General features: G+C 59.5%; 20 protein-coding genes. 8 read left to right on the top strand and 12 right to left on the bottom strand.

Annotated elements, in window-relative coordinates:
* The 4 genes from H1Y01_RS14330 to H1Y01_RS14315 all read right to left on the bottom strand — a co-directional run.
* On the bottom strand, positions 1–1,222 hold a 1,222-nt coding region (locus H1Y01_RS14330), incomplete at its 3' end, for an aldehyde dehydrogenase family protein (protein ID WP_180541193.1).
* A 19-nt stretch (positions 1,223–1,241) separates the two neighbouring features.
* Complete coding sequence (locus H1Y01_RS14325) at positions 1,242–1,820, bottom strand: LemA family protein (protein ID WP_180541192.1); 579 nt, start codon at positions 1,818–1,820, stop codon at positions 1,242–1,244.
* Positions 1,817–2,590 (bottom strand): hypothetical protein, encoded by a 774-nt coding sequence (locus H1Y01_RS14320; protein ID WP_180541191.1) that lies wholly within the window; start codon positions 2,588–2,590, stop codon positions 1,817–1,819. Before H1Y01_RS14320 ends, H1Y01_RS14325 begins: the two co-directional genes overlap by 4 nt.
* Positions 2,591–2,643: 53 nt before the next feature.
* Complete coding sequence (locus tag H1Y01_RS14315; RefSeq protein ID WP_180541190.1) at positions 2,644–3,435, bottom strand: TPM domain-containing protein; 792 nt, start codon at positions 3,433–3,435, stop codon at positions 2,644–2,646.
* A 139-nt stretch (positions 3,436–3,574) separates the two neighbouring features.
* Here H1Y01_RS14315 and H1Y01_RS14310 point away from each other — a divergent pair, with 139 nt between their 5' ends.
* From H1Y01_RS14310 to H1Y01_RS14300, 3 genes are read left to right on the top strand one after another with little or no spacing between them, the layout of a single operon-like run.
* Positions 3,575–5,497 (top strand): TolC family protein, encoded by a 1,923-nt coding sequence (locus H1Y01_RS14310; protein WP_180541189.1) that lies wholly within the window; start codon positions 3,575–3,577, stop codon positions 5,495–5,497.
* A 1-nt stretch (position 5,498) separates the two neighbouring features.
* The gene (locus tag H1Y01_RS14305; protein WP_180541188.1) at positions 5,499–7,472 is read left to right on the top strand and encodes a TolC family protein; all 1,974 of its coding nucleotides are present in this window, start codon (positions 5,499–5,501) and stop codon (positions 7,470–7,472) included.
* Between the two features lie 6 nt (positions 7,473–7,478).
* Positions 7,479–8,813 carry a class II 3-deoxy-7-phosphoheptulonate synthase gene (locus tag H1Y01_RS14300; RefSeq protein ID WP_180541187.1) on the top strand — a complete coding sequence of 445 codons (1,335 nt, stop codon included), beginning with the start codon at positions 7,479–7,481 and terminating at the stop codon, positions 8,811–8,813.
* 219 nt (positions 8,814–9,032) lie between these two features.
* On the opposite strand, the gene H1Y01_RS14295 is transcribed toward H1Y01_RS14300, so the two are convergent.
* Both H1Y01_RS14295 and H1Y01_RS14290 read right to left on the bottom strand, forming a co-directional pair.
* A complete protein-coding gene (locus H1Y01_RS14295) occupies positions 9,033–11,471 on the bottom strand; it encodes a hypothetical protein (protein ID WP_180541186.1) in 2,439 nt (812 codons plus the stop codon).
* A 563-nt stretch (positions 11,472–12,034) separates the two neighbouring features.
* Positions 12,035–13,321: a M16 family metallopeptidase gene (locus H1Y01_RS14290; protein WP_180541185.1), complete on the bottom strand. Its 1,287-nt coding sequence runs from the start codon at positions 13,319–13,321 to the stop codon at positions 12,035–12,037.
* 86 nt (positions 13,322–13,407) lie between these two features.
* On the opposite strand from H1Y01_RS14290, the gene rlmN reads away from it, so the two are divergent.
* The 3 genes from rlmN to H1Y01_RS14275 all read left to right on the top strand — a co-directional run bounded on the left by rlmN (position 13,408) and on the right by H1Y01_RS14275 (position 15,702).
* Positions 13,408–14,430, top strand: coding sequence for a 23S rRNA (adenine(2503)-C(2))-methyltransferase RlmN (gene rlmN, locus H1Y01_RS14285; RefSeq protein ID WP_219341556.1), 1,023 nt, complete (start codon positions 13,408–13,410; stop codon positions 14,428–14,430).
* 217 nt (positions 14,431–14,647) lie between these two features.
* A complete protein-coding gene (locus H1Y01_RS14280; protein ID WP_180541184.1) occupies positions 14,648–15,118 on the top strand; it encodes a hypothetical protein in 471 nt (156 codons plus the stop codon).
* Positions 15,115–15,702, top strand: coding sequence for a hypothetical protein (locus tag H1Y01_RS14275; RefSeq protein ID WP_180541183.1), 588 nt, complete (start codon positions 15,115–15,117; stop codon positions 15,700–15,702). Before H1Y01_RS14280 ends, H1Y01_RS14275 begins: the two co-directional genes overlap by 4 nt.
* Here H1Y01_RS14275 and H1Y01_RS14270 read toward each other — a convergent pair.
* Both H1Y01_RS14270 and H1Y01_RS14265 read right to left on the bottom strand, forming a co-directional pair.
* Positions 15,660–16,421 carry an NAD-dependent epimerase/dehydratase family protein gene (locus H1Y01_RS14270; protein WP_180541182.1) on the bottom strand — a complete coding sequence of 254 codons (762 nt, stop codon included), beginning with the start codon at positions 16,419–16,421 and terminating at the stop codon, positions 15,660–15,662. The genes H1Y01_RS14275 and H1Y01_RS14270 overlap by 43 nt on opposite strands.
* The gene (locus tag H1Y01_RS14265; RefSeq protein ID WP_180541181.1) at positions 16,421–17,089 is read right to left on the bottom strand and encodes a YciE/YciF ferroxidase family protein; all 669 of its coding nucleotides are present in this window, start codon (positions 17,087–17,089) and stop codon (positions 16,421–16,423) included. Before H1Y01_RS14265 ends, H1Y01_RS14270 begins: the two co-directional genes overlap by 1 nt.
* 85 nt (positions 17,090–17,174) lie before the next feature.
* On the opposite strand from H1Y01_RS14265, the gene H1Y01_RS14260 reads away from it, so the two are divergent.
* Entirely contained in the window at positions 17,175–17,426 is a 252-nt protein-coding gene (locus H1Y01_RS14260) for a hypothetical protein (RefSeq protein ID WP_219341555.1), read from the top strand.
* Between the two features lie 70 nt (positions 17,427–17,496).
* On the opposite strand, the gene H1Y01_RS14255 is transcribed toward H1Y01_RS14260, so the two are convergent.
* The 4 genes from H1Y01_RS14255 to H1Y01_RS14240 form a co-directional block, all read right to left on the bottom strand.
* Positions 17,497–18,279 carry a hypothetical protein gene (locus H1Y01_RS14255; RefSeq protein WP_180541180.1) on the bottom strand — a complete coding sequence of 261 codons (783 nt, stop codon included), beginning with the start codon at positions 18,277–18,279 and terminating at the stop codon, positions 17,497–17,499.
* Between the two features lie 176 nt (positions 18,280–18,455).
* A complete protein-coding gene (locus tag H1Y01_RS14250) occupies positions 18,456–19,934 on the bottom strand; it encodes a lytic transglycosylase domain-containing protein (protein ID WP_180541179.1) in 1,479 nt (492 codons plus the stop codon).
* A gap of 338 nt (positions 19,935–20,272) precedes the next feature.
* Positions 20,273–22,369 carry an elongation factor G gene (gene fusA / locus H1Y01_RS14245; RefSeq protein WP_180541178.1) on the bottom strand — a complete coding sequence of 699 codons (2,097 nt, stop codon included), beginning with the start codon at positions 22,367–22,369 and terminating at the stop codon, positions 20,273–20,275.
* Between the two features lie 56 nt (positions 22,370–22,425).
* Positions 22,426–24,453, bottom strand: a complete 2,028-nt coding sequence (locus tag H1Y01_RS14240; RefSeq protein ID WP_180541177.1) for a hypothetical protein — start codon at positions 24,451–24,453, stop codon at positions 22,426–22,428.
* Between the two features lie 30 nt (positions 24,454–24,483).
* On the opposite strand from H1Y01_RS14240, the gene H1Y01_RS14235 reads away from it, so the two are divergent.
* Positions 24,484–24,816, top strand: coding sequence for a hypothetical protein (locus tag H1Y01_RS14235; RefSeq protein WP_180541176.1), 333 nt, complete (start codon positions 24,484–24,486; stop codon positions 24,814–24,816).
* Positions 24,817–25,016: the final 200 nt, after the last annotated feature.

Genomic DNA, 25,016 nt, shown 5'->3' with positions numbered 1-25,016 from the left:
TCGCGTTGGCGATGCGCATCGCGTCTTCGAAATCCTTAGCACGCATCACCGCCAGCACCGGACCGAAAATCTCCTCCTGCGCGATCCGCATGTCTTCGGTCACGCCGGCAAAGATCGTCGGTTCGACGAAGTAGCCCTTCGCAAACGCGCCATCGCTCAGAGGATGACCGCCGCAGCGCGGCTCACCGGCTTCCTGCCTGCCGATATCGATGTACTTCAGCACGGTATCCATCTGCCCCTGATCGACGCACGGTCCGATATCGATTCCGGCTTCGAGCCCGTTGCCGACTTTCAGCTTCTTCGTGCGCTCGATGAGGGCGGACAGGAACTTGTCGTAGATCGCGTCTTCTACGATCACGCGGCTCGTCGCCGTACACTTTTGGCCGGTCGAAAAGAACGCCGCGTTTACCGTGTTCTCGATCGCGGAATTGAAATCGGCATCGGCCAGAACGATCGTCGGATTCTTCCCGCCCATTTCCAGTTGAATGCGAATGCGGCGCTTCGATGCTTCCGTATGGATCCAATTTCCGACGTCGTTGGAGCCCGTGAACGAGATGGCCTTGACCGGTTTGGCGTCCACCATCGCGCGCCCAAGTTCCCCGCCCGACCCGGTGATGAAATTGACCACGCCTTTCGGAACACCCGCCATGTGCAGGGCTTCCACAATGCGCCAGGAACTCAGCGGCGAAACGGATGCCGGCTTCAGCACGACGGTGTTGCCGCAGATCAATGCGGGCGCAAGTTTCCAGGCCGGTATCGCGATCGGAAAATTCCACGGCGTGATCAGTCCCACGACACCGAGCGGCTTGCGAATCGCGAAGGTGTGGACGCGGTCGCGTTCGGAAGGCGTCAGGATGCCGCCCGCGCGCGACCCTTCGCCTGCGTAGTAGCGAAAGATGTTGATGGCGCGCTTCACTTCGCCCTTGGCTTCGGGAAGCGTCTTGCCTTCTTCGCGCGTCATTTCCGCGCCGAGTTGATCGAGCTCGTGCTCCAGAATTTCAGCGGTCTTGTAAAGGATCGCGCCGCGCGCCGGACCCGGCATCGACGCCCACCCGGCATACGCGCTCGAAGCCGCTTCTATCGCGCGCGCCATCTCCGCAGCGTCCCCGCGGGGATGCAGCCCAACGATCTCTTCCGTATTTGCCGGGTTTCGATTCTCGATGTACTTGCCTGAATCGATCCACTCGCCGGCGATGTAATTCGCGAAAACCGGTGTACTCATTATTTGTTTCGAGTCGTTCTTAGAACTTCTGGTCGTCTGATACTTTGGGGGCCGTTCGGGCGCCCACATCCGTCTTGAAATACGCGTTGTCCGGCTGGAACCCGGACATCGACGCTACGATGTTCTGCGGGAACAGTTGCAGTTCGGTATTGTAATCCTGAACCGCTTTATTGTAAACGCGCCGCGATTGCAGAATACGGTTTTCCGTGCCCTCGAGCTGGAATTGCAGGCTCTGAAAGTTCTGATTGGCCTTGAGGTTCGGGTAATTTTCAGTGATGACGAGCAGCCGCCCGAGCGCGTTGTCGAGCCGGTTATTGGCTGCGATCTTGTCGTCGGGAGAACCCGCGCCAAGCAGGGCCGCGCGCGCTTTCGACACTTCGTCCACCACCGTGGTTTCCTCCTTGGCGTACGCCTTCACGGTGCCGACGAGATTGGGGATCAAGTCCGCGCGGCGCTGTAGATCCGCGTCGATCTGCGCCCAATCGGCATGGATCGCCTCGCGCTTCTGAGCGAGATCGTTCCGAACACTCACGAACTTGCCGCCCACTCCCAAAATGACGACCGCGACGATGATGAGTACCACCAGACCAGCTTTCATGCTTCTCCTATCGCGCCTGAGGCGCTTGCCGAGCCGGCTCGCCGGGCGGTCGCATTGATGACGATGTCAATTTCTTTGAGGTAATCGGCAATCAGATCAGTGTTGCAAATCACGGATCGCTTGATTCTGCTCCGGCGCGCGTCGAGCAACCTCTGGAAAACGTGCGCGCTGATTCCAAAGTGCCGTTCCGCGAGGTTGAGGACGGTTCTGCGGTCCAGCTGCGGTTCGGATGCCCGTTCAACGCCGGCCGCCAAAAGAGCGTGACGAAACAGCACGCAGAACGTCGTAACGGAATCGAGCAGCAAACGCGAGAGCAGTTCCTTGTCGGCGAAAGCAGCGGCAATTCGCTGCCGCAAGCGGAACAGCTTGGCGCGAAGCTCATATTCGACTTGCGCGCGGTAAGCCGCCTCCTCAACGTGGGTCGAGGCGAAGAGATCCGCGCCAAACAGAATCCGGCGGCGATGTTCCATATCGCGGAACTCAATGGCGAAGCAGCGGCTGGCCCCCTCGATTTCGCTTTCGGCCAGCAGCAGCGGCGCGGAAACCTGATGCGAGGCGCACCACTCGAAGAAACTTTGGGCGCGACTCAGGAGAGCCGGATCGATCGCGCGCACCACACAAAGAACATTGATGTCGGAGAAGCCGGGATCGTGCTCGCTGGGTTGAGCTGCCGATCCGTAGAGAACCACGGACCGGAGGTCGTCGCCGAAGGAAGTCTTGGCGCGATTGCAAAGCTTGGCGAGGAGTTGTTCGCGCGCGCGTTCATCCATTTCCGGCGCCCTTCGGGCTCATGAACATGAATTTTAAACCAGTGATGAAGGTATCACCACGAGCTCGATGCTCCGCCGCCCCCGGCGTCACCCCCGCCGAATCCGCCAAAGCCTCCGGAAGAGGAGTTGTTATCGCTCGATCCGCCGAACCCTCCCCCGCGCCCCCAACCGCCGCCCAGCAGATTGCCCAGGAGCATCCCGGTCCAAAATCCTCCGCCGCCACCGCGTCGGCCCCGGCCGATGAACGACAACACCAGGAAAACGATGAAAATTGCGAGTCCCCACGGAAATCCGGAACTGTGCTCGGAATCGTCGACCGGGTGCGAGGGCAGCGGCGGCCCGGGCACGTTCACCTGTTTGCCCTGGGCCTGCGCGATGGTGCTGCCGATACGCTCCGCGGCCGTGAGCAAGGCCTGCCCGTAATGCCCGGCCTTAAGTTCAGGACGCATGTCCAGCAGAATCTGTCCGTCAAGACCATCCGGAAGCACCGGCTCCAATCCATTTCCTACCTCGATGCGGCTCCGGTGTTCGTCCGTCACCAGCAGCAGTTGGACGCCGTTGTCCGTGCCCTTCCGGCCGACCCCGAAATGGCGGAACAGATCGATGCTGAAGTCTTCGAGCGGCTCACCATCGAGGCTCTTGATGGTCACCAGCGAAATCTGCGCTCCGGTCGCTTGTTGCAAGGCCGTGCCATAGCGTTCGATCGCGGCGCGGCTTTCGGCATCCACCACTCCGGCAAAATCGCTCACGTACCCTTGAGGCTTCAGCGAATTGATATCAATCGCGTGAAGGCGCGCGCACAGGAGTGCCGCAACCACAACGATTCGAAAAAACGAAAGGAGCACGAAACGCTGAGCGTAACACTGCACGTAACACTGCACGTAAAACCCGCTTCAACCCCAGCTCAGCGTTCGACTACGGTGGAGTATGGTATCAAGGAAGTTTTTCCGAACCCAAACCAGCTGAACACCGTTACGTAAATAGATGAGATTTCGATTCCACAGCGCCGCGAGTTGCCGGGGCATATATACGAGCTTGCTGGCCTGCCTGCTATTCGCAAATCCAGCGTCCGCGCAGACCGCCGTCCGCATTGACCCGCAGCAGGGCGGTTTGGGGTGGCTCACGCACCCGTATCAGACCCGCTATGTGCCGCCCGTGAACCTGAGTAACTCTTCGCGGCTTGGGCCGTTGATCCGCGCGGGCAACCTTTACCTCACCGCTCAGGATGTGGTCGCGCTGGCAATCGAAAACAATATCGATATCGAAGTCCAGCGCTACAATCCGTTGCTCGCGAACGAAGTGCTGCGTCGCGCTCAAGCGGGTACCTATCTACGTACAGTGGGAGCCGGAGTTGCCGCGGGACCCACCAGCGTCAGCCTCACGGGCGTCAGCCTGAACCCCAGCGGTTTGGCAACGGCATCGGTCAGCGGCTTGAGCGCCGGCGGCGGGATCGTCACCCAGCTCGGGCCGACTATCCCGACGCTTGATCCAACCTTCAGCTTCGTTGGCCAGTATCAACACATCACTTCGCCGCAGAGCAACACGGTCGTCACCGGCACCACCGCGCTGGTGATCGATTCCCATGCCTACCAGGCGGTGTATCAGCAGAACTTTCTGCCGGGCACAACGCTGCAGGTAACCTACGCCCAGAATTACAACAAGATCAACAGCCCTTTCTACGCGATCAACCCGTTCACCTCGGGCGACCTCGATCTTCAGGTAACTCAGAACCTTCTCTACGGCTTCGGCTCGGCGGTGAACGGCCGCAATATTCGGGTTCAGAAAAACAACCTGAAGGTGACCAACCTGCAGTTCAAGCAGCAGGTAATCACCACCGTATCCGCGGTCCTGAATCTCTATTGGGACTTAGTCAGCTTCACGGAAGATGTCGCCGCGCGCGACCAGGAAGTAAAGACGGCTGAGGACTTACTGGAGAATAATCGCAAACAGGTGGAACTCGGCTCGCTCGCCGAGATCGAGGTAACGCGCGCCGAATCGCAGTTGTACGCGGCGCGTCAGGATCTGACGATATCTCAAACCAACCTCGCGCAGCAGGAAACCGTTCTCAAGAACGCGCTCAGCCGGTCGGGAATCTCCACTGCGGAACTCGCCGACGTCCACGTGGTGCCGCTCGATCACATCGTGATTCCCAAAGTAGATGAAGTGCGCCCGGTGAACGACCTTGTGGCGGAAGCTTTGAGCAACCGCGTGGAAATTCAATCGAGCCGCATCAATCTGGATAGTAATCAGCTCAATCTGGTGGGCATCAAGAACTCGCTGAAACCTACCCTGCAGGTGTTTGCGGAACTAACCAATAACGCCCTGAGCGGCACGCTGACGTCGTTTGCGATTGAGCAGGGCGTGGTGCTTCCCTACTTCGTGGGCGGCGACGGCAACTTACTGGCGCAGATCGCGCGCCGTAACTTCCCTAACTATTCGGCCGGGTTCTCATTGAACATTCCTCTGCGTAACCGCGCGGCGCAATCCGACTATGTTTCGAGTCTGCTGGAGATCCGCCAGAACGAACTCAGTTTGCAGAAGACGATCAATCAGGTTCGGGTCGACGTCCAAAATGCCGTGATCGGTTTGCAGCAGGCGCGCGTCCGTTACGACGCGTCGGTAAAGGCGCGGGTATTGTCGCAGCAGACGTTCGATGCGGACCAGAAGAAGTATGGCCTGGGCGCGGCGACCGCGTTTCAGGTGGTGCAGGATCAGCGCGATCTGGCGGCCTCGCAAAATTCCGAGGGCCAGGCCATGGCGAATTACAGCCATGCGCAGATCGCGCTCGATCAGGCGCTCGGCACAACTTTGGATGTGAATCACATCTCGATCTCGGAAGCATTGACCGGAAGGGTCACCAGCCTTCCGGTGCATGAGGCGCAACCGGTTACAGGAGAGGGGCGATAACATGCTGAGTCTGAAGTTTCAGCGCGCCGTCGCCCTCGCTTTGTGCGTCTTCTGGCCGGCTTCGCTCAGTTGGGCGCAGATGGATAAGAAGATTGAAGAACAGATGTATCAGGACCCGGCGATTCACCCCGAGGAACCGAAAGCGCCTTGGCTGTGGCGGCCTTATCTGGCGCCGGCGGTGCCGCCGATCCGCATGAACAACTCGCCCCGTGTTCGTGACCTGATCCGGGGCGGCAACATGTATCTGAGCCTTCAGGATGCCATCTCGCTTGCGCTCGAAAACAACATCGACATTGAAGTCGCGCGCTATAGTCCCATCGTCCAGGCGTGGACGGTGGAACGCTCGGAAGCGGGCGGCGCGCTGCCCGGCGTTCCGAGTAACGCGACCCAGGCGAGTTCCGTCGCGTCCGGTCAAGGCGTACTGGGCAGTGAAGCGGCCGCCGGCGTGAGCGTGCCCAGCGGCAACGGCGTAACCCGAGCCGGCGGGAACTCGTCCGTGGCCCAGATCGGCCCACAAACGCAAACTCTCGATCCCGTTATTCAGGAAAGTACGACCTTCAGTCACCGCGATACGTTGCAGCCCGACTCGCTTCTGAGCCAAACGATCAGCCTGATCGATAACGCGCGCGCGTATTCGGGTACTTACACCCAAGGGTTTCTCATCGGCGGCAGTGTAACCGTTTCCTACAACAACCATTACTTGAACGAGAACTCGCCCACCGACGTATTGAATCCAACCCAGGCGCCTACTCTTGCCGTGCAATTTCAGCTCAACCTGCTCAACGGATTCGGCACTGCCGTTGGGGAACGAACCATCAACGTGAATAAGATCAACTTCCGCACGTCCGATCTGAATTTCCGCACTCAGGTGACCGGGGTTGTGGTTAGTGTGCTGGACGCATACTATGCGCTGGTGGCGGACTACGAGTCCATTCGTTCCCGCCAAAGTGCGCTCGAGGCATCGCAGCAATTTCTAAAAGAGAATCAGGAGCGCCTCGAACTCGGCACGCTCGCGGAACTCGATGTGACGACCGCGCAATCGCAGCTGGCTGCGAGCGAACAGGATCTGGTGAACTCGACGTCGGGTCTGGTGCAAGATGAAGTAACCCTGAAGAGCCTGATTAGCCGCAACGGTGTGGGCGATCCGGTAGTGGCCGGCGCCCGCATTGTTCCGCTCGACCATATCGTCATTCCGGATCATGATGACCTTCCGCCGATGAAAACCCTGATCGAAAGCGCATTGCTCGGCCGCGCCGATCTGCAGGCGGAGAAGAATGCGATCCTTGCGTCCGACACGTCCGCGATCGGCACGAAAAACGGGATTCTGCCAACCCTCGTGGCCTTCGGCGGCGAGAGTCAGGCAGGTACGGCGGGCGTGCCTCACGTGGTGAACTTCGAAGGCCAGGTCAGCACGGCCAATCCCTACTTCGTCGGCGGGTTGACGACGGCTCTCGGCCAGGTATTTCGCCGCAACTTCCCTACCGACACGGCGGGCGCGTACTTCTCCGCCACGTTCCGGAATCAGGCCGCGCAGGCGGATTACGGGATCGATCAGTTAAGCCTGCGGCAGCAACAACTCGGCGCCGCCAAAGACTTCAAGCAGGCCGAGGTCGACGTATTGAATGCGGTGGTCGCTCTACGTCAGGCTCGCGCGCGCTATCAGGCGGCGATCGCCAATCACAAGCTGGAGGAGCAGCTTCTGGATGCGGAGCAGAAGCGCTTCAAACTGGGCGCATCGACGCCCTACAACGTGATCTCGCAACAACGAGATCTCGCCGCCGCTGTTTCAACCGAGATCGCAGCGGAAGTGAGCTATAGCAGTGCGCAAATCGGTCTCGATCAGGCGACCGGGCGCACGTTGCTGGCGAACCACGTCAACATCACTGAGGCGCGCTCCGGACAGGTGAAGGAGCCTTCAACGCTGCCCGCTGTACTTCCCGCGCCGATTCCGCCAACCCCGCCCGTTCCACAATAGGAGTGAATGCAAAAGTGGTTTCCTGGCTCGTGGCGATCGAAGGACGCCGCGCAGCTCGTCACGTATCCATCCGAAGCTGAGCTCGCGCGAGCGGTTGCCGAGCTAAAGGCCTTCCCGCCCCTGGTGACTTCGTGGGAAATCGAAGCGCTGAAAACGCAACTGGCGGAAGCGGCGCGCGGCGAGCGCTTTTTATTGCAGGGCGGCGATTGCGCGGAGCGATTCGATGAGTGTACCGGCGACCATATCGCGAGCAAGCTCAAGATCCTGCTGCAGATGAGCGTGATCTTAGTGGATGGCGGCCGGAAGCCCGTTATCCGCGTCGGGCGGATTGCCGGCCAGTTCGCGAAACCCCGCTCGGAAGATACCGAAACGCGCGACGGCGTGACCCTGCCGAGCTATCGCGGGGAGATGGTGAATAAGCCCGGATTTACTCCCGAGGAACGCAATCCCGATCCGCGGTTGATGGTGAATGCCTATCAACGGGCCGCCCTGACGTTGAACTTTATTCGCGCGCTGGTCAAGGGTGGATTCGCCGACTTACATCATCCCGAGAACTGGGATCTGGCTTTTGCCCGTCATTCGGAGTTGTCGGAAGAGTATCACGCGATTGCGCAGCGGGTCACGGGATCGCTCCATTTCATGGAAGCGATTCTTGGCGTCAGCGCGGTGGAGATGAAGTGGGTCGATTTCTTCACCAGCCATGAAGCGCTGCATCTTTATTATGAGGAAGCGCAGACAAGACAGGTGCCGCGGCGGACGGAGTGGTACAACCTATCGACGCATTTCCCGTGGGTCGGGATGCGCACTCTCGATCGCGGCGGCGCGCATGTCGAGTACTTTCGCGGCATTAGTAACCCGATCGCGCTGAAGATCGGGCCGTCTTTGAAGCCTGAGGTGTTGAGCGAGTTACTGGATACGCTGCATCCGGCCAACGAGCCTGGAAGACTGACCCTGATTCACCGCTTCGGAAGCCGCAAGATTGCCGATTGCCTGCCGCCGTTAATAGAGACTGTGCGGAAGAGCGGGAAGACGGTGCTTTGGTGCTGCGATCCGATGCATGGCAACACGCAGATGACGCCGGATGGCACGAAGACCCGGCACTTCGATGATATTCAGTCGGAACTGAACTCTGCGTTTGCGATTCATCGCGATTGCGGCGGCTTTCTGGGCGGGGTGCATATCGAGCTTACGGGCGAGGATGTGACGGAGTGTCTCGGCGGCGCGCGAAACTTAGTTCCGGCGGATTTGAAGCGGGCTTATAAGTCGGAGGTGGATCCGAGGTTGAACTACGAGCAGGCGCTGGAGATCGCTATGCTGATTGCGCGCATGATGCGGGCGTGAAAACCGCTCCCGACCGATACCGAACACTTACTTAGTTCGGCATGACCCGTTCGGTTTACAACCAAGGATGAAAAGGGGTTCCAGCCTGCGGGTGCCCGATGGCGCACGGACTCTTCCGTGCCGTCGAGACTTCTCTCGGCACCCGCGGGTGGCGCTCGGCTCAGTAACATGAGTATGTTACAGAGCCGCGACGGTGACGGAGCGGTTGTCAAAGTAGAGCTAATTACCCACCACAAACAAATGCCCATCATTCTGCGTATAAATGCGCCCATCTCCACCAATAGAAGCCGGCGTATAAGCCGCCCCGAGCGCGAGTTGCTGGAAGATCTTCGCCAACATCCCTCCGCCTTGCCCGATCGCATACAAATTCCCATCCTCACTATTCGCGTACACAACCCCGTTACTGTCAATCGCCGGCGCGTTCACGCACCATTCGAAACCATTTGGATTGGTCGATGTACAGGTAAGTGATCCATCCGCATTCCGCGAGCAGCTCTCGGTATTGGTGTTCTGGAATTGCCACTGAGCCGTCATTGCCGGACTCAGCTGCGTAATATAGTAGGCCTCCGGCGATGCGGGATTGGTTGCGTCGCGATCCACCGGACAGTAGGCAGCGTCATTGCAGTACGATCCTACATAGTTGTAGTGGTTTTCCTTGATCACAGCGGACCAGTTCGAGCCGGAGACGTAGATTCCCGGCGTGATATCCCATCCGAACCCGTAAGCCTGCAGATAGTTACCCGAGGCATCGAAGTGCATCATATGTCCTTGCGCATAGTTATAGCGCGAGTAGGCTCCATAGAGTACAGAGCCGTCCGGCGCGACCGTGGGCGATGCCGACGAGCTGTCGTTTACGTACCCCGAACCGGGTTGGTTCGTCGAAGGATCTACGCCCAGCGGCGCTCCGGCGTTGCATCCGCCGGGCTGACCATTCGGAGGCAGCCACCCCCCGGCACTCACCGCTACGCCGCATCCATCGTCGAATCGGTTCGCCAGGCTCGCTACCCACTTGCGCGACAGATCCGGGTTTAACGCCACTAAGTAGCCGTAAGACCCATTGAAGTGCGCGGTGGTGACGCTATAGATCGTTCCATCCGGCCCGATCGCCGGAGCTATGTTCATACCTGTGCGCTGCGAGCCGCACGGTGAGGACGGCGGAACGGCAGTGGGACTCGGCGGCCACGGCAGCTGCGCGTCCGAGAAGGTCGTGAGACACAGGCTGGTTGGCGACGGCGCGTCCGGAGAGGTGATCGACGGATAACTGGCCATCGAGAATGCGCCGGTCGGCGTTACCTGCACAAGCCACGATCCTAGAGAATCCGTCGCATAGAATCCGCTGGATGGATTTACGACCACTTGGATGACGTTGTAGTAAAGGTTGCCCTGCACATCCACTGCGAGGGGACCCGTTTCGTAAGTATTCGGGTCGGTTCCGAATGGCGCGATTCGCTGGATCACCGCACCCGTGTCTTTGCGCAACTGGATCAGGCTGCCGCTCGCGCCCGGCAAATAGACGGAGTCATTCGCCAGCGCCGGATGAAACACAGGCTCCCAGAAGTCGTTTTGCGATCCCGGCGGTTTCCAATCGCTGGTGTAGGTCCAGACGGGCGTAAGCTGATTTCCCTGCCACGTAAACTTGTTTTCGCCCCAGTTGACCGTTGAGTAAGTCGTCGTCGAGTACGTGCCCGACTTGAACTCCATGTAGACATCGCCGCCATCGACCAGGGGAACCTGGTAATGGACCGTAAGGTCGCCGTAGCCCTCCGACTGTTCGGTCGATACAAGCGGATCGTAGACGATGTTCACCAGAATGCTGGTCAGACTCTGGCCGGGGACTCCCAACGAGCTATCGTGCCCGGAGTTCTGGCTCCATTGCGGCCACCCGGCTCCAACCGCAATCGCCGTCGTCACGGTCGAAGAGGCTCCCCCGGTTTGGATGGAAACGGGAGCGGCTGCAGAGGGCGCCAGACCCGGCGGCGCGACGACATTGAGCTGATACACGCCTACGAACTGCGGCGACAGACCAGCGAATTCGACCCGCGCCGGGATGCCGCCGATGGTGACGGCCGGCACCGTCATCGCGGATCGAAGCAGGTCAAGCGAGTTGTTGCCGTCCACACCCGGCGGAGACACATACCCGAGCCCGCTGGCGTACAGGACGAGCGTATCGCCCGGTGTCACGGGCTGCGAAGATACCGGCGTGCCGTTCAAGTTAGCGGCAAGCGCCTGCCCTCCAACTTCATACAACGCGGGCGCAAACTCCGCCACGCTGACGGGCTGCGGAGCGGATGCAACGCCGTTTACGGTGACAACCACGTTGACGGCGCCGCCCGTCGGTGTTTCCCACGGAAGCTGCGCGTTGATCTGCAGCGGCGAGACGTAAACCAAATAAGCGGGCACATTGTTGACCGTCACGGATGCGCCGCCGAGCGTCAAAGGCAGCGGAACCGATGGCGCAACCTGCGTTGAAACCGCGAGATTGGAACCGAAAATCGAAATCAGCGAACCGGGCGCGACAGGTTGCGTGAAGCTGGCAGCGTCTACGGTTCCGCCGGTATTCACGGCCGGCGCCTGAGCGAACGCCTGAATAAACCCCTGAATAAACAACGTCACGCCCGAGAACAATCCAATCCGCGCCAACCATACAAGGGATCGCATGATGTGCATCATACACGGGAACGCCGCCCTCGCCCGGGCACACGATCTCGGAAATACGCGGAAATAGGGTGACGCCAAATGAATTCGCGCCTACCCGGTGTTATCGATCCGCATAATTCTGGCGTGCGCCACGGATTAAACTGGAATATTTCTCACTAAAGCATATGTATTTTTTAAGAAATTACAACTATAATTCACACATTTTGAAGGAAGTTATTACAACAAAATTATAAGAAAGGTTTGACGGATTCAAGTCCGTCGCGTACTCACACAATCAATGGGACAAGGACCGATTATTCATATCTACGAAGTCATTAGCCACATTCTCCTGCCGCTTTTCTCTCTAGCTAACGTTTCTCTCTAAACCCCACAGTTTCAGCTCCTTAGCGGCCGCTTTTGGCTGAGCGTTCGCTCGCTTCGGCTGGATGATTGCGTCACCCGAAACTCGGAGGTTATTCATTTGAATTCAGCGCAAACAATTACCGAAAGTATCGGGGATAAAACTCGATATAGTGCACGAAATTAAAACGATTTTCTTGGAGAAAATCGGGAGTCGTCCCGCCTTAGCAGACTAGTTCATCGCGCGTAATCTTCAGATCCTCAAGATTGCCCAGGATCGTTAGCGCGATGTATTTCTGATGGAAAAACGTCTGCGCGATAGCCTGAACCTCTGAGGCGGTGACGGATTCGATCCGGTCCACCAACTCATCCAGAGTAAAGAAGCGCTGGAAGTACATCTCCTGCCTGGCTAGATTCGACATGCGGCTGGATGTCGATTCGAGACTTAGCATGAGCGACCCCTTTAAATGATCCTTAGCGCGGCGAAGCTCGTCCGCGGGGATGGGATCTTCCTTGAGGCTGCGGAACTCGCGCAGCACCGAATCCACCACCTTGCGGGCGCTTTCCAGAGACGTTCCGGCGTACACCGACAGGCAGCCGGTGTCGCGATACGGGTTGAGGTCGGAAAAGACCGAATACGCGAGCCCTTGGCGCTCCCGAATATTTTGGAACAGCCGCGAGCTCATGCCGCCGCCCAACAGATTATTCAGCACATAGCAGGCAAAACGCTGCTCGTGCGAAACGGAATAACACGGAACGCCCATGCACAGATGGACCTGCTCCAGTTCGCGTTTATTGCGAAGCGTAATGCGGGCGTGGGTCACCGGCGCAGGCTGCGGGGGCGGGCCCATCACCGGCTCCAGATTCTCAAACGACTCGCGCGCGAGGTTCACCAGACGTTCATGCTTCAAATTGCCGGCGGCCGTAATCAGCAGGTTGGCCGGAGAATACGCCGTGCGGTAGTAATCCCAGATCATCGGCCGGTTGAACGCCTTGACCGTATCCCGCGTGCCCAGAATAGGCTTACCGAGCGGATGGTCCCGCCAGAAATTGGACGAGAACAACTCGTGGACCAGGTAGTCCGGGTTGTCGACTTCCATCTTCAGCTCTTCGAGGATCACGCCTTTTTCTTTGGCGATGTCCTCGTCACGGAACAGAGGATGCAGCACCAGATCGCTCAGCACATCGAAGGCGAGCGGCAGATGCTCGTCCAAGACCTTGGTGTTGTAACAAACGAGCTCTTTGGCGGTGAACGCGTCCAGGTTGCCGCCGATCGAATCCACCGAACGCGCGATGTCTTCCGCCGAGCGCGACGCCGTGCCCTTGAACAGCATGTGCTCGATAAAATGCGAGACGCCGTTCTGCTCGGGCGTCTCGGTGCGAGAGCCTGAACCGATCCATACGCCCACCGAAACCGAGCGAACGTGCAGCATCTGCTCGGTGATGACGCGCACGCCATTGCGCAGATTCGTGACCTCAATGTCACGAATTACTAACGGGGAACTCGCCATAACCGCCTTCTCGACATACCTAATATCTTACCGTGAGGTGTTCTGTCGCCTAGGACCGCGGGTACCATGGTAAACTCGAACTATTCGTGCAACCGCTTGTAGGCATGGAACTTAGCGATCTGGAACAGGCGCTGGGACCCAGCCAATCCCGCTTCCGGGCAAAGCAGATTTACACGGCTCTTTACCGGCAGAAGGTTGACGATCTCGTCCAGATCTCGACACTGCCGAGCGTTCTCCGCACCGAGCTCGCCGTAGAACACGGTGTTGGGTTGCCGGCCGTTGAACGGCGCTACGACTCGGTCGATGGCACGCGAAGGTATTTGTTGCGACTTTCCGACGGCCGCACCATCGAGACGGTCCTGATGCCGGAAGAGTCTCGGGATACCGTTTGCATCTCCAGCCAGGTCGGATGTCCGGTCGATTGCAAATTCTGCATGACGGCGCTGATGGGCCTTGAGCGCAATCTGACCGCGGGCGAGATTGTCGGGCAGGTTTTGTTCATTGCGCGCGAGCATGCCCTCCTCAAGAACGCGCAGCCGTTGAATATCGTCATGATGGGGATGGGCGAGCCTCTGCTGAACCTTGCCAACGTACTTAAGGCGACGCGCATTCTTTGCGACCCGCAGGGCGTGGGCCTGACGGAGCGGCGCATCACGCTGTCCACGTCCGGAATCATTCCGAAGATTGCCGAACTCGGCGCGGCGGCCGTGCGACCGAAGCTGGCCATCTCGCTCAACGCGTCCACCGAAGAACAGCGGCAGCAACTGATGCCGATCACGCGCAAGTGGCACCTGGCCGATCTGATCGAGGCGTGCCGCGCCTATCCGCTGCGCCCGTGGGAGAAGCTGACATTCGAATATGTGTTGCTGAAAGGCGTAAACGATTCGGATGCGGATGCACGACGCGTAGTGCGTCTGCTGGCACAGTTGAACGCGAAAGTGAATCTGATCGCATTGAACCCGGGACCGGGCATTCCCTTCGATACGCCGGCGCCGGAGCGGGTCGAGAGCTTCCAGGCGATCGTGAAGCGCGCCATGCCGTGCTTCCTGCGCAAACCGCGCGGACTCGACATCTTCGCTGCCTGCGGCCAGCTGAAGCGCAACGCTTAGCGGCCCGTGGAAGAAGTCTCAAGACGCCTCGAGAGGGTCAACGCGGCTACAGCGGAGGACCCTCCCTTTCGGTCGGGCTCGGAGCGGGGCTGTACGGTCCCTTTCCAGTAGATTCAGGAGCGGTTATTAACCACGGGCTGTTCGACCCGGAGCCTAGGCGCTATCACTTAAGAGTCATAGACGGAACAACCGACGCGCCCTTAGACTGAGCTCAGTTATGTTCCGGCACATCATGCTGTTCGCCGCGGCGACGGCGGGCTTTGTGCTACTGCCTTGGCTCAAGGCGGATGCAATCGGCGCGCGGGTCCACTATGTGGGCGGTACCGGCGCCTCGCTCACTCAGAAATCTGAAGTCACGATCCAACTGGAGAATGAGGACGACCTCGTCCTGGAATCGAAGGGCGCAACCCTTCGGATTCCGTACTCCACAGTCAACGTTCTCGAATACGGCGAGAAGGTCGAACGGCGGGTAGCGGAAGCCGTCCTCATTTCTCCGCTCATGCTGCTCTCGAAGAAGCGAACCCACTTCCTGACCATCGGCTACGCGGACGTCACGGGTCACCAGCAGGCCGCTGTGTTCCGGGTGGAGCAGCGGGACATCCGGATGCTTCTGGTTGGCCTCGAAGCGCGCACGGGCCGCAAGGTGGAATACCAGGATGATGAGGCGCGCCATTCGGGCAAGGGATGAAGCTCGCGGTCATCCTCTCAGCAACGCTGCTCTCGGCTGCCGCGCTTGGGCGCGCCGATCCTCCAGGCCAGACGCTGGGGACGATCAAGCGGATCTACATCGAGAGCCTGGGCTCCAGCATGCAGGCCATCATGCTTCACGACATGGTCGCGGCTAGTCTGGCGAATTCGGGACTGGTCACGGTTACGGAGAACGCGGCGCATGCCGATGCCGTGCTGCGCGGCTCGGCCGATGACCAGATCTTCGTTGAGCAGCACCATTCGAGCGACAACCTCAGTATTGGCCTGAGGGGCAGCAAGGCCACGAGCCAGTCAAGCCGCTACGATCGTTCGAGCGACTCGACATCGAGCGGGCTCAATGCCGGTGAAAACGAGCAAAGCTCTAGTGTCGAACGACGGCACGAAGCCGCGCTCTCGGTCCGGCTCGTGAACACGGAGGGCGACGTGATCTGGTCCGCCACCCAGGAGAGCGGCGGGGCCAAGCTGAAGAGCGCGAGCGCGGATGTGGCCGACCGCATCCTGCAGAAGCTCACAGCCGATATTCAGAAAGCTCGATCCGTACTGGCTGGAATGCCCACGCGGTAGCTTGGGTACTTCAGTTCAATGCCCAGCAGCCGGCGGATTTCCCGGCCGTCAACCCGCCGGTTCGCCTGGCGCGTCGGATGGAGCTCTTGAGGATCCGCGCGATCCGGCATCGGCACGTTGAGCAGCGCCGCACAAAAGGCAGCGATCTCACGCGATTCGCAAGGCTCATCGTCCGCGACGGGATACGCGCCCGTCACCTCGGAGAACAAGGCGGCGACACAATGAGCGGCGAGGTCGTCGACGTGGATCCGGCTCACGGAATTGCTGCCGTCGCCGGCCAGTCTGAATGTCCCTGCAGCTATTGAGACTTGGATTCCGCGGCCGGGACCGTAGATCGCCGCAGGACGCAAGATCAGCGCGGATGGGTGCGTTTGAATGAGATGCTCTGACACTACACGGGCGTGGCCTTCATCGACCGGGGTCCCGGCATCAACGAAGACGTGCGACCCGTAGACGCCGGTGGTCGAGAGATACACCAGGCGTTTGGCTCGTTCCAACACCCTCATTACCTGAAGCGAGACTGCGGGGATCGAGTAGAGCACGCGCGTCTCCGGCGTGATCCGGGAGGCGATCGTTGAGAGCGAAGCGGGATCGTCCAGGTCGAACCGCAACGCAGGCGCATCTGCGTTCCGGTTCGTGGTGACGACGTCGCAGCCAGAACGGGCCAGGTTCGCAGCCACACGCTTTCCCGTGTAGCCGGATCCCAGAATCAAGACCACTAGTAGCGCGTCGGGTACGGCGTCTGCGGCCGCGGCGGATTGCCGGGCGATTTGAGCAGGAGCGAGAGCGCTCCCCCGATCGCCAGCCCGATCGCCATCGTGCCCAATGAGATCTTGCCGCCATTGGAATCACCTGCGCCATCGTGGCGTTTTCCGGTACGGGCCTGGGCGTAAGGCGCAGCCGCCGCGTGGGGATTCACCGAATTCTCCGCGATCCCGGTCAGCAGTTTATCCGCTTCCTCTTCTTCTTTGAGCGTCGTGCTCATCAGTTCCTCGATCTGTTTGTAGCCGAGGATTCCCGCATGCGTTCGAAGGCATCCGTAGGCAGCCATTTCGTAATGCTCGATCTTTTGTGCCGAGGTGATCAATGCCGCGTCGGTAACGGACGGATCGTGACCGCGCGAGATCGATTCATTTGCCTGTTTAATCAGGCCGTGAATGCCGGGTGCGCTACCGCGGCGCGCGTCCTCGTTTAGTGCTTTGAACGACTGCTCCAGGCGGCGAATGTGATCCTTGGTCTGCTTCTGGTGAGTGGAGAAGGCCGACTTCAGGTCCGAGTCCGCAGCCTTCTTTGCCATCACTGTCAAACCTTTGTAGATTTGCTTCTCGGCGTCGTACAGCTCTTCCAGTTCATGCACAAACAGGTCTTCTAGCGCTTCAGATCTCATATTGGGGCTCCGTTGGAACGGGAGCAATTCGGACGCCAACGGCTTCGTTACACTGACGGGTGGGTGAGATGGAGAGGATGGGCAAATGGCTGATAAGCAGAGTGCGGAAGAGCAAATAGAGAAGACGCCGGAGCCGGCGCCGACTCCAGGGCGCAGCAAGGACGAAGTGGCGCTGGAGCTGATGAAGTTTATCGCGGTGCAGACCGGGTACGGAAAGGGGTTCTCTTCCGGCGCGGGATTCCAGGGCAAACCCGGATCGCGGACGCCGGAGGAATATGCGGACGCGCTGCTCCAGCTGTTCGAGAAATGCCGGACTGTGATCGGCAACGGACGGTGACGGGGATCGGCCGAACGCAGCTGAACGGTCATGCCGCGAGACGGTTTCGCAGCATGACCGGTCGCCGGCCTTAGCGGCCCTTCTTGCTCGCGGCCTTTTTCGGAGCAGCCTTTTTTGGAGCCGCTTTTTTGGGAGCGGCTTTCTTCGGGGCGGCTTTCTTCGGAGCGGCCTTCGGCGCAGCCTTTTTCACAGCGGTTTTCGCGGGAGCTGCTTTTTTCACGGCGGTCTTCTTCACAGCGGCGGCCTTCTTCGGGGCAGCCTTTTTCACGGCCGTCTTCTTGACAGCGGCAGCCTTCTTCGGAGCGGCTTTTTTGACCGCGGGCGCCGGGGCTTTGACAGCAACCTTCTTCGTAGCCGCCTTCTTTACCGCCGGAGCCGCCTTCTTTACCGCGGGAGCCGCCGTCTTTACCGCAGGAGCCGCTTTCTTAACGGCAGCCTTCTTCGTCGCAGGCGCAGCCGTCTTCGGAGCAGCCTTCTTCGACGCGGGCGCGGTCTTCGTGGCTGAGGGAGTGGTCGTCCCTTCGCTCGATTCAGCGCTTGCGGCCGGCTTGCGGTCCGGCGTGTCGCTGATCGCGTCGTCGCTTTTCGTGGATTTCTCCAGTTCCGGCGCCGCCTCGGCATGATGGCTGCCGTCCGCGGTAGAAGGCCGACTGCTGCGCTTGGCAGCGTGCGAAGGAGCCTTTGATTCCACCTCCTCGTCCTCCTCTACTTCGTCCTCGTCATCATCATCGTCGTCGTCATCATCGAGATCGTCCAACTCGGCGTCATCTTCTTCCGAGGCTTCCTCGTCATAGCCCTGGAAGTCCTCCATCTCATCTTCTTCGCGCGAAGCGAGATTCCAGATTTCAAACAATTTTGAGCCCTCCTGTTCCCGGCAGAGTTATCAATAGCATACCTGTTTTTTCGGCGTTGGCAAGCATTTGCGTGATGCGCAAATCGGACTTTATCACAAGGCGCAAAAAAAAGAGCGGATCTCGTGAAGACGATCCGCTCAGCTGGAGGAAATGGTTGGGGGAAAATGATTTGCGCTCAGGCGTGGCGCCGTACGGTCGTGCGATGGGCAACGGCGCTCATGGCAACCGAGTGCGAGGTGGAACGGCCCCGGGCGAGCGCGCGATGCGGGATGGCCCGGCGCAGCATGGATCGCGCAGAAGCGGATCGCGCTGAAGCGGATCGACTCGAAGTGCTGTGCGCCGCGATGCTATAGGAAGCGGGTATGATCAGCCGGTCTCCCGCACGCGGACCCTCCGGAGCAATGCGGTTTGCGCTCTCGATGCTGGCCACCGGAGTTGCATATTCATGGGCGATCGCCGACAGTGTTTCGCCCGATTGCACGCGATGCATGCGCCAGGATGCGCGCGCGGTCTCCGGGAAAAGATTCAGCGAAGCCTGCAACTGATCGCCCGTGCCTTTGGGAATATGCAACTCGTAATCCGCGGGGGCGACGCTCTTGATCAAGGCCGGATTCAGATCGAGCAGCTGCGATACCGGCGTATCGGTCAAATCGCCGACAAGGGCCAAATGCGTGTTGGATGTTACCCGGATCGTGTCGTATTCCAGTGCCGGTTCCGGATTGTAGTCGCTCAGTCCGTACTCCGCAGCGTTCTTGGTCATGATCGTCATCGCCAGGATGATCGGCACATAGTTCGAAGTTTCCTGCGGGATGACATGACGCGCGCGCAGCTCCCAATAATCCGCGTAGCCGGTACGTTCCACGGCGCGCTCGATCGCATTCGGGCCGCAGTTATACGCGGCGATGGCCAGGTACCAGTCGCCAAACTTGTTATAGAGGTCATGCAGGTGGCGCGCGGCGGCGCGGGTCGCCTTCTCCGGATCCAGGCGATCGTCCGTCAGGCTCGTCTGGTTCAAGCCATACTCGCGCCCCCGGAACTGAACAAACTGCCACATCCCCACGGCGGCGCGATTCGAGACCGCACGCGGCAGGAAACCCGATTCCGCTTGCGCCAGATGAATCAGTTCCTGGGGAACGCCTTCTTCGGCAAGAATCCGCGAAATCATCGGTTGGTAGCGCGCGGCACGTTCCAAACCGGCAATGATCGTCCGGCGGCCGCGTCCCGAAAAGTAGTTGATGTATCCCAAAACGACATCGTTGGTCGTAAGGGGAAGATCGGAAGCGGTGGATTTCAATTCGGCGGTAACTTTGGTCTTGATTTGCGGATCGACCGGGAAAGTCATCTGCAGGATGTCATCGAGGGGGGCTTTCTCGAACTGGGCCACATTGTCATCCGGTATGCCGGCTCCGAGTCCCGCCAGATCGTAGCGGTGAATCGAATCGACCATCTGTTCGAGTTTCGACTCGTAAAGCCGGCGATCCGTCGGTTCGGTCGACGCTTGCAGCATCAGATCGACCGCGGCATCGAACTCGGTGCGTGCTTTGTTCGTGTCCTGCGACTGGTAGGCAAGTTTTCCACTCTCGAACCTCTCCTCGGCCTTCCCGATCAGTAAATCTGACGCAGTGGGCTGGAAGGGAGACGGGCGCCTGGCCATGGATGAGAGATAGGTCTCTGCATCGCTATCCGACGTATTTGCTTCTAAATTCGCGATTGCTTTGGGGAAGAGGGCGAGTTGGAGATTGGATTGCTGGGGAAATATTGGGAGAGGTGTACCGGCAAGAAGGATTGAACAGACAACCGCGGATGTAGAACGTTTACGAAAAACCATCTAAGCTCCTGAGAGTTGAAAATGTGCCGCCTGAAGCTGCGGGATCAGTGCTTGGCTGCAACTACTTAGTACTTTTCGTGCGCGATTACCTAAAATTATACACCAACGGGTAGGAATTCTGTCACGCGATCGTGTCAATTTGACACGTCCGTATTGCAATTGAATTACTCTTCCTCTTCGACCTCTTCTCCTCGGGCTGCCCGTGCAGCGGCCACAATCTTATCAGCTTGCAGCGCCGGTACGTAATCGTAGTGATCGAACTCCATCGTAAATGACGCGCGTCCTTGCGTCATAGCCGTCAGGTCGCTCTGATAATTCAGCATTTCCGCCATCGGGACCTGCGCGCGAATGAACTGCGTTCCGCCGCTCGCGTCCATCCCGGAGATTCGTCCGCGCCGGCTATTCAGATCGCCCATTAAATCGCCGGCAAACTCGACAGGCGCTTGAATTTCGACATTCATCACGGGCTCGAGCAAACTCGGTTTCGCGGTTTGCATCGCCGCTTTGAAAGCTTTTCGCGCGGCGAGCTTAAAGGCCAGTTCCGACGAGTCGACATCGTGGTAAGAACCGTCGTAGAGTTCGACTTTGAAATCGACCATCGGATAGCCGGCGAGGAAACCTTTTTCCGCCGCTTCGATTAAACCTTTTTCCACGGCTGGAATATAGTTTTTGGGAATCGATCCGCCGAAGATGTTGTTGATGAACTGGAACCGCTCTCCGCGGGGCAGCGGCGCGATGCGGATCCAGCAGTCGCCGAACTGGCCATGGCCGCCGGTCTGCTTCTTGTGACGGCCTTGCACATCGGCGGTTCCGCGGATGGTTTCGCGGTAAGGGATCTTGGGCGCTTTCAATGCGACATCGACATGAAAACGTTTCCGTAAGCGGCTGGCTACGATCTCGACATGCTGCTGACCTGTCCCGCCGATCAGAAAGTCGCGTGTCTGCGGATCGCGATAGAAGCGCAAAGACGGGTCTTCTTCGAGCAGCCGGTGCATGGCCTGGCCGATCCGATCCTCGTCCTGGCGCGACTTGGCTTCAATCGCAAACGCGATGGACGGCTCGGGCAGTTTTACCTCTTTGTAAGCGATGAGGGAATGCTTATCGGAAAGGCTATCGCCGGTCAAGGTGTCGCGCAGTTTCGCTACGCAGCCGATGTCGCCGGCGTTCAGTTCGTTTACCGGTACGATCGTCTTCCCTAACGGCACGCCGAGGTGGGCGATCTTTTCATCGGTCCCGGTTCGAACATTGGTCAGATGCTGGTCATTGCGAACGGACCCCGACCAGACCTTAAAGAAGTTCACGCGCCCGGCGAACGGATCGGTAACGGTCTTGAAAACGAAGGCTGAGGGCATCTCGCGGCTGGAAACGCAGCGTTGCACCGGCTGCCCGTTCACGGTCCCGGTGACCGTCTTGCGCTCGTCCGGCGCCGGGAAAGCTTCCTCCATAAAGGTGAGCAGCAGATCCGTACCGATGTTGTGAAATGCCGACGCACACAGCACGGGGAAGATGCGGCCTTCTCGAACGGCGGCGTCGAGCCCATCGACCATGTGCTCGATCGGAAGCGTTCCTTTCTCAAAGAACTCTTCCATGAGTTGGTCGTTGCCTTCGGCGATGATCTCGACCAGCTCTTCATGACCCGTCTTCGCCTGCTCCTCGCAATCGGCGGGGATCGGCCCTTCGACGCCCTTCCCGTTTCCGCCGGGAGTATAGGTATACGCCTTCATGCGAATCAGATCGACGATCCCGGTGAACTTCTTTTCGGACCCGATCGGGATGTGGATCGGAACGGCGGTGCGCCCAAATCGCGCGTGAATGCTGTCGAGCGCGCGCGAGAAACTGGCGCGTTCGCGGTCGAGGCGATTCACAACGAACGCCCGCGACTGGCTATAGTCGGACGCGAAGTTCCACACCTTTTCGGTCTGCACTTCGACGCCGGCGCCGGCATCGACCACAATGATCGCTCCATCGGCTGCGACCAGCGCGGACCGCGTGTCGTTCAGAAAAATGTTATAGCCGGGCGTATCGATCAGGTTGATCTTCATCCCGTTCCACTCGATGGCCGCCAGCGCGGAGGAGATGGTGAACTTCCTCTGAACTTCTTCCTCATCGAAATCGGTGACGGTGTTGCCTTCATCGACTCGCAGCAGGCGGCTGGATGCGCCGGCGGTGTAAATGAGCGCGGATGCTAAGGAGGTCTTGCCGCAGTGCCCGTGCCCAACGATTCCCACGTTACGAATATTCTTCGATTCGTAGACTCTCACGTGCTTTGATTGCTCCCGGACGGGATGTTATCACAATTGAAACAACGAGAATGCGGTCATAGGCGGCGGTTTAGGGCGGCCAGACCCCGTCGCTCTCGTCGCAGCAGCCGTGTCATCGGGATCCAACCCAGCAGCAGCAGGATGCCAATAAAGCTGATCGCGCGACACATAGATAATTCCCAACCGCCGTTGTAGGTTAGAACGACGTCGCAGCGGCCATCGCAATCCGGCCGCAGTGAAATCAGACCTAAGCCGTCGGGGCGGACCATTGTCCTCTTCCCGTTTGCCGTGGCATGCCATCCGGGATGATAGGAAACCTGCACCGAGATCGCTTGACCCGGCCGGAGTGTCGCTGCGATCTCCGCGCGATTGCTGCCGTCCCAGCGGAACGAAGCGTCGGGCAGCGATGGGTCATTGAGCGCGGCCACGTACCGGTCAATTTCGCCCGTTTCCCCGCGCGCTTTGGGGGCCTTGTTGACGAGCGCGGCGCTCGGAACGACGTGCGCGAGTGAATGGCTGCGCGCCGGAACCTCATAGATCGTCGTATCCTGTTCCCGCCAAAGCACCGGCAGCATGCCTTCGAATTTGGCGGGATGCGCGTACGGTTTCCAGAATTCCGGACTTTGCGGTCCGGCCATCGTGATCGCGCTCACTCCGAATGCCTGAAGCCAGGCGAGGGAAACGCGCGCGTCCTGAGCGGGGTCGTCGGCGCCGTTGTACACCGCAGCCTCGGCGCGCTGCTGGACGGGATACGGCGCCATGGTCCAGGACTCGCCGCTGAATTGCGGAATGTCGGCGAAGGCATCGGCCCATTGCGCCATCGAGCCGGGCATCATCACGCGCTGTCCGGCAAGGTTCGCCGCGGCCCACTTCGCGGCGCGGTATTCGATGGTCGGGGTTAAATCCGCAGGGTGGAACCAGTCTTTGGCCTGCAGGCGGATATGGACAATCTGCTCGCCGCACAGCGCCAGAAAGAGGAACAGCAGCGCAGCTCGGAGAGACACCGGCATGCGGTCGATCCAGGCCCGCAGACTGAACGTCAGCACGAGCGCCATGGCGAGTTCCATCTCGAGCTTGTAGCGGTCGGGCTGCGGCACGAACTGGCGGTGCAGGTCGAGCGCGATGAACGGAATCGCGGCCATCAGGAAGGCGAACAGGGCGAAGAATTGAAGCTGCCAACTTTGCGTCCAACGGGGCAGATATCTCCGCAGCAGCACCCAGCCGACGGCGATGAGCGCGAGCGCCGTGAATGACTCGATCGTCCAGTGGTCCGACTGCCGGCTGGTGGATGCCCGCGGGATGGCGCGCATCAGTGAGGGAGAAAGCCACGGCGAGCTGATCGCGTAGGCAGCGAGGCCGATCCCGACCGTAGTCGTCAGGTTGCGCCGGAACTGATCCCGCGGCAGCGCGGATAAGAGACAGAACGCCGCGAGAGTGATGATCACCGGACCGAACGCGCTGGCAGTCGTGGAGAGAGCGATCAGCGCGATGGTCGCGAGGTAGTAGGGTGCTTTTCGCTTCCGCAGCGCGAGGGACAAAGACAGGATGACCAGCGGCAACAGAACGAGTGCGCTGAGGTGCGGCGCGTCATCCCAGATGCCGAGCAGGTACAGACGCCGTGGGTCCAGGATGTTGGTCCGGCTGAAGCCGCGGTCCGGCAGCAGCATTTCCATTGGAACGAACAGTGAATAGATGGCGGCGGCGATGAAACTCCAGCCGGGGCGCTGGGTCAGACCCCAGGCCATGAGGAACAGAGTGACGGGCCCGAGCGAATAGACCAGTGCCGCGGCTCCATTAAACGCTAACGGCAGTGGGACGTGAACGACGGCGGAATAAAGCGCCGTCATCGCGGGAAATAGCGGAGCGTAGGTGAACTCGAACGGCATGCCGCAATCCCAATACGGCCACCAGTTCGCGTGCCACCAGCTGTTGCCGCCGAGCCGTGCGAGCGCCATCCAGAACCCGTGCATGGAGGCCATCGGCGCGGTGATGTTGCGGAACAGCTCCCGGCAAAGATAGAGGTTTAGCCAAAGGAGACCGAGGGCGTAAGCGATGCCTGGGACGAATTGCCGGGCTCTATTCATGCTCTTGAGCGTTATTCATTATCAAGTACAGTGCGACGGTCTTTATCGATTACTCCGCATGATAGGGAGCGCCCCGTCGCCACTTTGACTTCCAACGCTTACGGCACGGCTTCTGAACTCGCCCGCGGCATTCATGCCGTACTGACAAACGTCCAGGAAGGCGCCGAGGTCCTGGTCGAGCAAGACAGTCTTCCAGTCGCGTTTATTCGTTCGCCGTTTCCCCAGGCCCGATTGCTGTCCGAGTGCATCACCATCGCTGAAGCGCGGGTCGCCCACCTAACACTCGACTCGGGTTTTAGTAAGGATGTCGAAGAAGGTATCGCCATCCGCAGTCAACCATGGAATCCGCCGTCCTGGGAGTAAGCCTCGACTCGAGCGTTACACCTGATCGCCGGCATCGCGGCGGCCGTGATTTCCGCTCTGAAGTGAAGCGAGCATGCTATAACTTGGCGCATGGACAAGACGATCCGCAAGGTCACCGACTTCGGCGAGATGAAAGCCGACGAATATCGGTACTGGCAGAGCCGCCCGGTGCATGAGCGCGTCGCTGCGGTTTCCAAGCT

The organism is Nevskia soli (assembly GCF_903970205.1).
Lineage (GTDB): Bacteria > Acidobacteriota > Terriglobia > Bryobacterales > Bryobacteraceae > Bog-113.
Note: the sequence above shows the minus strand (reverse complement) of the source record. Positions and strands in the feature narration are given on the sequence as shown.

Coding starts and splice junctions, on each gene's coding strand:
- H1Y01_RS14325 (WP_180541192.1), bottom strand. CDS start 1,820: ATGAAAGCTGGTCTGGTGGTACTCATCATCGTCGCGGTCGTCATTTTG.
- H1Y01_RS14320 (WP_180541191.1), bottom strand. CDS start 2,590: ATGGATGAACGCGCGCGCGAACAACTCCTCGCCAAGCTTTGCAATCGC.
- H1Y01_RS14310 (WP_180541189.1), top strand. CDS start 3,575: ATGAGATTTCGATTCCACAGCGCCGCGAGTTGCCGGGGCATATATACG.
- H1Y01_RS14305 (WP_180541188.1), top strand. CDS start 5,499: ATGCTGAGTCTGAAGTTTCAGCGCGCCGTCGCCCTCGCTTTGTGCGTC.
- H1Y01_RS14300 (WP_180541187.1), top strand. CDS start 7,479: ATGCAAAAGTGGTTTCCTGGCTCGTGGCGATCGAAGGACGCCGCGCAG.
- H1Y01_RS14295 (WP_180541186.1), bottom strand. CDS start 11,471: ATGCGATCCCTTGTATGGTTGGCGCGGATTGGATTGTTCTCGGGCGTG.
- H1Y01_RS14290 (WP_180541185.1), bottom strand. CDS start 13,321: ATGGCGAGTTCCCCGTTAGTAATTCGTGACATTGAGGTCACGAATCTG.
- H1Y01_RS14280 (WP_180541184.1), top strand. CDS start 14,648: ATGTTCCGGCACATCATGCTGTTCGCCGCGGCGACGGCGGGCTTTGTG.
- H1Y01_RS14275 (WP_180541183.1), top strand. CDS start 15,115: ATGAAGCTCGCGGTCATCCTCTCAGCAACGCTGCTCTCGGCTGCCGCG.
- H1Y01_RS14265 (WP_180541181.1), bottom strand. CDS start 17,089: ATGAGATCTGAAGCGCTAGAAGACCTGTTTGTGCATGAACTGGAAGAG.
- H1Y01_RS14260 (WP_219341555.1), top strand. CDS start 17,175: ATGGCTGATAAGCAGAGTGCGGAAGAGCAAATAGAGAAGACGCCGGAG.
- H1Y01_RS14250 (WP_180541179.1), bottom strand. CDS start 19,934: ATGGCCAGGCGCCCGTCTCCCTTCCAGCCCACTGCGTCAGATTTACTG.
- H1Y01_RS14240 (WP_180541177.1), bottom strand. CDS start 24,453: ATGAATAGAGCCCGGCAATTCGTCCCAGGCATCGCTTACGCCCTCGGT.